Origin of the sequence: Kitasatospora sp. NPDC059146 (assembly GCF_042786665.1) — a bacterium.
Lineage (GTDB): Bacteria > Actinomycetota > Actinomycetes > Streptomycetales > Streptomycetaceae > Kitasatospora.
Window position 1 is genome coordinate 1 of sequence record NZ_JBHZCY010000211.1, and the last position, 9,353, is coordinate 9,353.

At 72.3% G+C, this 9,353-nt stretch carries 6 protein-coding genes; 2 read left to right on the forward strand and 4 right to left on the reverse strand.

Going from position 1 to position 9,353, the window contains the following annotated elements:
- Positions 1–45: 45 nt before the first annotated feature.
- The 3 genes from ACFXPX_RS42440 to metH all read right to left on the reverse strand — a co-directional run bounded on the left by ACFXPX_RS42440 (position 46) and on the right by metH (position 6,217).
- Positions 46–1,653: an ABC transporter substrate-binding protein gene (locus tag ACFXPX_RS42440; RefSeq protein ID WP_380524698.1), complete on the reverse strand. Its 1,608-nt coding sequence runs from the start codon at positions 1,651–1,653 to the stop codon at positions 46–48.
- Positions 1,654–1,863: 210 nt separating this feature from the next.
- Positions 1,864–2,568 carry an HAD family hydrolase gene (locus tag ACFXPX_RS42445; protein WP_375890778.1) on the reverse strand — a complete coding sequence of 235 codons (705 nt, stop codon included), beginning with the start codon at positions 2,566–2,568 and terminating at the stop codon, positions 1,864–1,866.
- Between the two features lie 139 nt (positions 2,569–2,707).
- Complete coding sequence (gene metH, locus ACFXPX_RS42450) at positions 2,708–6,217, reverse strand: methionine synthase (RefSeq protein WP_375890776.1); 3,510 nt, start codon at positions 6,215–6,217, stop codon at positions 2,708–2,710.
- 143 nt (positions 6,218–6,360) lie between these two features.
- On the opposite strand from metH, the gene ACFXPX_RS42455 reads away from it, so the two are divergent.
- Positions 6,361–7,443, forward strand: a complete 1,083-nt coding sequence (locus tag ACFXPX_RS42455; RefSeq protein ID WP_380524697.1) for a hypothetical protein — start codon at positions 6,361–6,363, stop codon at positions 7,441–7,443.
- 22 nt (positions 7,444–7,465) lie between these two features.
- On the opposite strand, the gene ACFXPX_RS42460 is transcribed toward ACFXPX_RS42455, so the two are convergent.
- Positions 7,466–7,987, reverse strand: coding sequence for an SRPBCC family protein (locus tag ACFXPX_RS42460; protein ID WP_380524696.1), 522 nt, complete (start codon positions 7,985–7,987; stop codon positions 7,466–7,468).
- 351 nt (positions 7,988–8,338) lie between these two features.
- Between ACFXPX_RS42460 and ACFXPX_RS42465 the strand changes: the two genes are divergently transcribed.
- Positions 8,339–9,292, forward strand: a complete 954-nt coding sequence (locus ACFXPX_RS42465; RefSeq protein ID WP_375890770.1) for a PAC2 family protein — start codon at positions 8,339–8,341, stop codon at positions 9,290–9,292.
- Positions 9,293–9,353 lie beyond the last annotated feature (61 nt).

The window sequence follows — 9,353 nt, forward strand, 5'->3', positions numbered from 1 at the left end:
CCCCGGGACACCGGGGGGAGCGGGCGGGCCGCCGTGCGTCGCGCGCTACTTGCCGCTGCGGCTGATCTCCCAGAAGCGGAAGAAGCCGGTGGTGTCGACGGTGGACTCGACGCCGGTGATGTTGGCACGGGCCGCGTAGAAGGCCTTGTTCTGGTATAGCGGGATCAGCGGCACGCTCTCCGCGACGATCTGCTGGATCTGCGCGTAGGAGGCCGAGGCGGCGCTGCGGTCGGCCTGCTTGAGGCCGTCCGGGATCAGCTTCTGGCTGATCTTCGGGTCGTCCCAGCCGGTGTGGTAGGTGCCGCCGTCGACCAGCAGCGGGGCGATGTAGTTGTCCGGGTCGGGGTAGTCGGCGAACCAACCGACGATGTACGCCTGGTACTTGCCCTCGTTCCAGCCCTTCTTGAAGGCTTCCCAGTCGGGCTCCTGCTGGACCGTCACCTGGAACAGGCCGCCGGTCTCCAGCTGCTTCTTCAAGGTGTCGGCCTCGCCGTTGCCGGCCCGCGAGCGGGACCAGGTGAGGGTGAGCTTGACCGGGGTCTGGACCTTGTTGTCGACCAGGGCCTTCTTGGCCTTGGCGACGTCCTGGTCGCCCCAGCGGTCGAAGAAGGCGGTGGTGTGGCCGGTGACGCCGGCCGGGACCATCGCGTACAGCGGCTGGACGGTGCGGGCGAAGACGTCGCGGGCGAGCGCCTTGCGGTCGAGCAGCGCGGCGGCGGCCTGGCGGACGCCGACGTTGCTCATCACCGGGTCCTTGGTGTTGAAGACCAGCGAGCGGGTGTCGTTGCTGTCGCCCTCGACGACCTGGAGGTCGGTCTTGCCGCCCTGCTGGTCGGAGCGGATCTGGGCGGCGGTGTTGGGCTCCAGGCTGTTGTCGGTGACGTCGACGTCGCCCTTGTCCAGCGCGGCCTTGAGGTCGGCGGGCTTGTCGAAGTACCGGACGGTGAACTTGTTGTTCCGCAGCTTGGCGTCGCCGCTGTACTTGTCGTTGGGGACCAGGACGACCTTGCCCAGCTGCTTGCCGTCGGCCATGCCCTCGACCGAGTCCACGCGGTAGGGGCCGGAGCCGACCTGCTTGTCGTTGGGCAGCGCCTTGTCGGCCGGGTAGACCTGGTGGTCGACGATGGCGCCGGCCGGGGAGGCCAGCTTGGCCGGCAGGGTGGCGTCGGGGGCGGCCAGGTGGAAGACCACCTCGTTGGCGCCCTTGGCCTCCACGCTCTTGATCGAGGAGAGCAGGCCGGCCGGGCCGTTCGGGTCGTTGATCTTCTTGGTCCGCTGGATCGAGAACACCACGTCCTCGGCGGTCAGCGGGTGGCCGTTGGAGAACTTCAACCCGGGCCGCAGGGTGCAGTGGTACTCGGTGGCCTCGCCGCCGGAGAAGTCGCAGGACTGCGCGGCGTCCGGGGAGGGCGTGCTGGCCGCGGCCGGGAAGGTGAGCAGCGACTGGAAGGCGTTGCGCAGCACCAGCCAGGAGCCGGAGTCGTAGACCACCGCGGGGTCCAGGGTGCCGGTCAGCTGGACGGTCCCCATGGTGATCGCCTTGCCGCCGCTGTCCCCCTTGACGGCGTCGGTGACCGATCCGCAACCGGCCACCGTCACGGCGACCAGACCGGCGCAGCCGAGTGCTGCCAGGCGTTCAGCTGAAGTCTTCACGGGAGCGTCCTTCGGGGGTGTCGCGAACCCGAGTAGCGTGCCATATCGAACACGCACGACCGATACCCGTGCAGATGACGTTTGGGACACGGTCGTTGAGGGCATCACGGCGCGCCCGACGAGTTGTCAGCCATTGCCCGTTTTCTCCCCCGGAGATCCCCGGCCGGGGCGCTTACCGGCGAGTAGACCCTGACCGCAATGAGATGACAATCACACCCGCGAAGCGACCAGCGACCGCAGCAGTTCGAGATCGACCTGCTCCAGCGACGGCACCACCAGCCGCCCGGGAGCCGCCTCGATCGGCGCCACCGAGGGCACCGCGATCACCGGGCAGCCCGCCGCCTCGCCCGCCCGCACCCCGGTCGGGGTGTCCTCGACGACCACGCAGCGGGCCGGCTCCGCGCCCAGCCGGCGGGCCGCCTCCAGGTACGGGTCGGGGAACGGCTTGGTGCGCGGCAGCTCGTCCCCGCCGATGGTGAAGGCGAACCGCTCGGCGCCCAGCGAGCGCAGCACGATGTCGATCACGTGCCGGTGCGAGGCGGACACCAGCGCGGCCGGAACGCCGTGCGCGGCAAGGGTGTTGAGCAGCCGCTCGGCCCCCGGCATCAGCGGCACCCCGCCGGCCAGCAGGTCGACGAAGCGCTGGTTGACCAGCGCCCCCAGGTCGGCCGGGGCGATGTCCACCCCGGTGCGGGCGACCAGGTACTCCATCACCCGGGTCATCGGCCCGCCCACGACGTGCGCCCGGTCCTGCTCGTCCAGCCGGTGGCCCAGCTCGGCGAAGAGCGTCACCTCGGCCTGCCACCAGAAGTCCTCGGTGTCCACCAGCGTGCCGTCCATGTCCAGCAGCACCGCCTGGAGGCCGGGCTCGCGCCCGAGGTCGAGCGCCGGGGCGGCGGTGGAGCTGGTCGTCATGGCAAGTCCTTCCGGCTGCGCCCAGGACGGTCCCGGGGATGACACGGGCCGGCCCGCTGGTCAGCGGACCGGCCCGTTCAGGATCATCCAGGATACGCCCGCTTCGCCCGGAAAGAGCGAACGGAGAGGGACGTACGGATTACCGCGCGTTGAAGTACTTCGCCTCGGGGTGGTGGATCACGATCGCGTCGGTGGACTGCTCCGGGTGCAGCTGGAACTCCTCGGAGAGCACCACGCCGATCCGCTCCGGCTTGAGCAGCTCGGCGATCTTGGCGCGGTCCTCCAGCTCGGGGCAGGCCCCGTAGCCGAGCGAGAAGCGGGCACCCCGGTACTTGAGCGCGAACATGTCCTTGACGTCCTGCGGGTCCTCGCCGGAGAAGCCCAGCTCGAAGCGGACCCGGGCGTGCCAGAACTCCGCCAGCGCCTCGGCCAGCTGCACCGAGAGGCCGTGCAGCTCCAGGTAGTCGCGGTAGGAGTTCCCGGCGAACAGCTCGTTGGCCGCCTCCGAGATCCGGTTGCCCATGGTGACCACCTGGAGGCCGACCACGTCCCGCTCGCCGGACTCCTCCGGGCGGAAGAAGTCCGCCAGGCAGAGCCGGCGGCCGCGCCGCTGGCGGGGGAAGGTGAAGCGGGTCCGCTCGGTGCCGTCCTCGTGGAAGACGATCAGGTCGTCGCCCTTGGAGTTGGCCGGGTAGTAGCCGTAGACCACGGCCGCCTCCAGCCAGCCCTCGGTCTGCAGCCGGTCCAGCCAGCCCCGCAGCCGGGGCCGGCCCTCGGTCTCCACCAGCTCCTCGTAGGACGGGCCGTCGCCGTTGCGCGCGGCCTTGAGGCCCCACTGGCCCTTGAACAGCGCGTCCTCGTCCAGCCAGGAGGCGTAGTCGGCGAAGGGGATGCCCTTGACGATCCGGTCGCCCCAGAACGGCGGGGCGGGCAGCGCGTTGTCCAGCGCGACGTCGGAGCGGATCTGGCCGAGGTTGACCTCGGGCTCCGGCTCCGCCACCTCGACCCTGGCGTGCCGGCGCTGCTTGAGCTCCGGCAGGGTCGCGCCGGGCACGCCGCGCTTGACCGCGATCAGCGCGTCCATCAGCCGCAGGCCCTCGAAGGCGTCCCGGGCGTAGCGGACCTCGCCCTCGTAGATCTCGTGCAGGTCCTGCTCCACGTAGGCCCGGGTCAGGGCGGCGCCGCCGAGGATCACCGGGAAGCTCGCGGCCAGCTTGCGCTGGTTCAGCTCCTCCAGGTTCTCCTTCATGATCACGGTGGACTTCACCAGCAGCCCGGACATCCCGATCACGTCCGCCCGGTGCTCCTGCGCGGCGTCCAGGATCGCCGAAACCGGCTGCTTGATGCCCAGGTTGACCACGTTGTAGCCGTTGTTGGACAGGATGATGTCGACCAGGTTCTTGCCGATGTCGTGGACGTCGCCCTTGACGGTGGCCAGCACGATGGTGCCCTTGCCCTCGTCGTCGGACTTCTCCATGTGCGGCTCCAGGTGGGCCACCGCGGTCTTCATCACCTCGGCGGACTGGAGCACGAACGGCAGCTGCATCTGGCCGGAGCCGAACAGCTCGCCGACCACCTTCATGCCGGCCAGCAGCGTGCTGTTGACGATGTCCAGCGCCGGACGCTCCGTCAGCGCCTCGTCCAGATCGGCCTCCAGGCCGTTGCGCTCGCCGTCGATGATCCGGCGCTGCAGCCGCTCCTCCAGCGGGAGGGCGGCCAGTTCCTCGGCCTTGGAGGCCCTGACCGACGCCGAGGAGACGCCCTCGAAGAGCTGGAGCAGCTTCTGCAGCGGGTCGTAGCCCTCGCTGCGGCGGTCGTAGACCAGGTCGAGCGCGACCTCGCGCTGGTCCTCGGGGATCCGGGCCATCGGCAGGATCTTGGAGGCGTGCACGATCGCCGAGTCCAGTCCGGCCTCGACGCACTCGTTCAGGAAGACCGAGTTGATCACCACGCGGGCGGCCGGGCTGAGGCCGAAGGAGATGTTGGACAGGCCCAGGGTGGTCTGCACGTCCGGGTGGCGGCGCTTGAGCTCGCGGATCGCCTCGATGGTCTCGATGCCGTCCCGGCGGGACTCCTCCTGACCGGTGCCCAGGGTGAAGGCCAGGCAGTCGACCAGGATCGAGCCCTCGTCGATGCCGTACTCGGTGGTGAGCTGCGCGATCAGCCGCTCGGCGATGGCGACCTTGGTCTCGGCGGTGCGGGCCTGGCCCTGCTCGTCGATGGTCAGCGCGATCAGGCCGGCGCCGTGCTCGCGGGCCAGCGAAGCGATCCGGCCGAACCGGGTGTCCGGGCCGTCGCCGTCTTCGTAGTTGACCGAGTTGAGCAGCGCGCGGCCGCCGAGCGCCTCCAGACCGGCCCGCAGCACGTCCGGCTCGGTGGAGTCCAGCACGATCGGCAGGGTCGACGCGGTGGCCAGCCGGCCGGCGATCTCCTTCATGTCGGCGACGCCGTCGCGGCCGACGTAGTCGACGCACAGGTCCAGCAGGTGGGAGCCGTCCCGGATCTGGTCCCGGGCGATCTCCACGCAGGCCTGCCAGTCGCCCGCCAGCATCGACTCGCGGAACTTCTTCGAGCCGTTGGCGTTGGTGCGCTCACCGATCGCCAGGTACGAGGTGTCCTGGCGGAACGGCACCGCCTGGTACAGCGAGGAGGCCGAGGGCTCGGGCTGCGGCTCGCGGCGCACGACCGGACGGCCCTGGACCTTCTCCACCACCTGGCGCAGGTGCTCGGGGGTGGTGCCGCAGCAGCCGCCGACCAGCGAGAGGCCGTACTCCCGGGTGAACACGTCGTGGGCGTCGGCCAGTTCGGCCGGGGAGAGCGGGTAGTGGGCGCCGTCCTTGCCGAGCACCGGCAGGCCCGCGTTCGGCATGCAGGACAGGCCGATCCTCGCGTTCTTGGCCAGGTAGCGCAGGTGCTCGCTCATCTCGGCCGGGCCGGTGGCGCAGTTGAGGCCGATGTAGTCGACGCCGAGCGGCTCCAGCGCGGTGAGCGCGGCACCGATCTCGGAGCCGAGCAGCATGGTGCCGGTGGTCTCCACCGTCACCTGCACCAGCACCGGGAGGTCCAGTCCGGCCTCGGCCAGGGCGCGCTTGGAGCCGAGGATCGCGGCCTTGGTCTGCAGCAGGTCCTGGCTGGTCTCCACCAGCAGCGCGTCGGCGCCGCCGGCGATCAGGCCGGCCGCGTTCTTCTGGAAGCCGTCCCGCAGCGTCTCGTACGGGGCGTGGCCGAGGGTCGGCAGCTTGGTGCCGGGGCCGATCGAGCCGAGCACCCAGCGGGTGCGGCCGTCGGCGGCGTGGGCGTCGGCCACCTCGCGGGCGATCCGGGCGCCGGCCTCGGACAGCTCGAAGATGCGCTCGGCGATCTCGTACTCGCCCAGGGCGGAGAAGTTGGCGCCGAAGGTGTTGGTCTCCACGCAGTCCACGCCCACCGCGAAGTAGGCCTCGTGGACGGAGCGGACGATGTCCGGCCGGGTGACGTTGAGGACCTCGTTGCAGCCCTCCAGGTTCTGGAAGTCCTCCAGCGTCGGGTCCTGGGCCTGGAGCATGGTGCCCATCGCACCGTCGGCCACCACCACCCGGGTGGCGAGCGCTTCACGCAACGCGTTCGCGCGGCTCTGCTGAGTGATGGACGGGTTGGCTGCAGTGGCCATGGGGCGTCTCCCTGGTGCGACGGCTGTCGGCTTTGCGAGCCCGCTTGCTCGGGCCCGCACGTGGCCAGGGTATCCGGCCCACGGCCCGGCCTGCGGGTGCATTCCGTATCCTGAGCGCTCGACCGCGAGGGGAGAGCGATCGTATGACCCGGTTCGGGACCGTTGCGCGGCGGATCGGGCGTGCCCTGGGGGCCCCGCTGCGCCGCTGGAGAGGCCTGCCGTGGTGGGGCCGCGCCCTGGTGGCGCTGGGGCTGGCGGCGGCCGTGCCGGTCGCCGCGCTGGGCTCGCTGTTCATCGCGATCCGGCTGCACTACTCGGGTGAACCGGCCGCCGAGGCCCGCAGCCGCGGCCGGGACGCCGTCTGGCTCGGCCACGCCTGGGTGGACGGCCGCAAGACCGACGCCGACGTCGCCGCGCTGGCCCGGCAGCTGGCCGGCACCGGCGTGCGCGACCTGTACGTCCACACCGGGCCGCTGGAGCACGACGGCTCGCTGCCGCCCGCCGTCCACCCGAAGGCCCGCTGGTTCACCGAGGCCGCCCACCGGGCACTGCCGGGGGTGCGGCTGCAGGGCTGGCTGGGGGACGAGGTCAAGCCCGAGCGGGACGCGCTGGACCTCGACGACGCGCCCACCCGGGAGCGGGTCGCCGCCTCCACGGTCCAGGTGCTGGACCAGGGCTTCGACGGGGTGCACTTCGACATGGAGCCGATCCGCCCCGGCTCGGCCGGCTGGCTCGCCCTGCTCGACCTGGTCCACCCGGTGACGGCCGCCCGCGGCGCGAAGCTGTCGGTGGCGGCCCCGCAGATCGACCCCGTCCCCGGCCTGCACACGGCCGGCATCCTGCTCACCGACCACGGCAAGTGGTGGGACCAGGCGTACTTCCGGGAGACCGCCCGCCGGGTCGACCAGATCGCGGTGATGACCTACGACACCTCGATGCCGACCGAGCCGCTGTACGGCGGCTACGTCGCCCGGCAGACCGAGCTGGCCCTGGCGGCCACCCCGCCGCAGGTCGACCTCCTGATCGGCCTGCCGTTCTTCTGGGACGACAAGTGGGGCCACTGGGGCGACGCGGAGACCGTCCCGGCGGCCGTCCGGGGCGTCCGCCTCGGCCTGGGCCGGGAGGACCCGCGGCGGGCCAACTTCGGGGTCGCGCTGTACGTGGACTTCGCCGCGACGCCGGAGAACTGGGCGGCGTACCGGCGCGGCTGGGTGGACCCCTCCTAGGCTCCGCCCTGCTCGGGCCGGCTCAGGCCGCCATCCGGTGGGCCAGGGCGCCCAGGTAGCGGTGCACGGTGGCGTCCTCGCCGGAGAGGTAGTGCGCGACGGCCCGGTACAGCGGCTTGCGGACCTCGCCGTGCTCGGTGACGGTCAGCGAGCAGCCGGGCCCGGCCGGGGTGAGCCGGTACGTCCAGGTGCCGCCGTAGGGCAGGTCCGGGTCGGCGATGCCGGTCACCAGGCGGTGCGGGGCCTCGCTGGCCACCACCTCGTAGGTGGTGTGCCCGTGCCGGTCGTACTCGCGCCAGCGCGGGCGCCCGCCGGCCCCGGCGGGCAGCCGTTCGACGTGGGTGAGGCCCGGACGCCAGGCCGGGTAGAGGTCGATGTCGGTCAGCACCTCCCAGACCGCGCCGGGCGACTGGGCGAGTTCCAGCCCGCCCTCGGTCACGTGCTCCACCGGCAGCCGGCGCCCGGCCCGGTCCACCGCCAGCAGCGCGGTCCCGGCGAGCGCCGCCGCGCCCGCACCCGCGCCGATCCACAGCCATCGGTTCATCGGTCGGCCCCTTCCGCCCGCCCCGCCCCCATCATCGCGCCGCGGCGCCCGGCCCGCTCCCCGTGGCGCAGCGTCGCCGGTCAGGCACCGTGCGTCCGCCCCGGGCCGCCTGACGTCGCGTCAGCCGCCGAGGGCCGGATATCCGCTGGCTCGGGGCGGTCCGCTCCCCCAGACTGTCCCGGTGCCCGGCCGCCATGCGCATCAAAGCCCGTAGGCTGGGCAGGTAGGGACCGTGGAGCGAGCCGTTCCACGGGAGACGAGAGGTTCGACAGGCGGCAGCCGGCCCGTCGTTGCCCCGGCAGGCCAGCCGGGGCGGTGCCGGTCCGACCGCCGACCGGAGGGAGACGCTGGGTGATCGAGCTGGAAGATGTTCCCGAGTTGATCGACCCGGTGATGGTCTGCGCCTTCGAGGGGTGGAACGACGCGGGCGACGCCGCCTCCGCGGCCCTGGCCCACCTGGACGAGACCTGGGGCGGCAAGGTGATCGCCGCCCTGGACGCCGAGGACTACTACGACTTCCAGGTCAACCGTCCGACGGTCTGGCTGGACGGCGGTGTCCGCCGGATCACCTGGCCGACCACCCGGCTGTCGGTGGTCCGGGTGACCGAGCCGGTGACCAGGGACGTGGTGCTGGTCCGCGGGATCGAGCCCAGCATGCGCTGGCGCTCGTTCTGCAACGAGCTGCTGGGCTTCGCGCACGAGCTGGGCGTCGAACTGGTGGTGATCCTGGGCGCGCTGCTCGGCGACACCCCGCACAGCCGGCCGGTGCCGGTCAGCGGGGTCACCTCCGACCCGGACCTGGCCCGTCGGCTGGACCTGGAGGAGAGCCGCTACGAGGGCCCGACCGGGATCGTCGGGGTGCTCCAGGAGGCGTGCACCCACGCCGGGGTGCCGGCCGTGACGCTGTGGGCCGCGGTGCCGCACTACGTGGCGCAGCCGCCCAACCCCAAGGCCACGCTGGCGCTGCTCAACAAGCTGGAGGACCTGCTGGACCTGCGCATCCCGCCGGGCGAGCTGGGCGAGGACGCCCGGGCCTGGCAGCTGGGCGTGGACCAGCTGGCCGCCGAGGACAGCGAGGTCGCCGAGTACGTCCAGCAGCTGGAGGAGGCGCAGGACACGGCGGAGCTGCCGGAGGCCTCCGGGGACGCCATCGCGCGCGAGTTCGAGCGCTACCTGCGCCGCCGGGAGAACGTCGGCCCGACCGGCGAGAAGCCGGTGTCCGGGCACGCGACGGCCGAGCGGCCGGCCGAGCCGGAGGGGCCGGGCACGACCCGGGAGAGCCAGGAGGGGGCCGAGGACGAGTAGTCCTCGCCGGCCCCGCCGCGGCCCGCCGGGCCGGGTACGCCGAAGGGGCGCCGGGACTTCT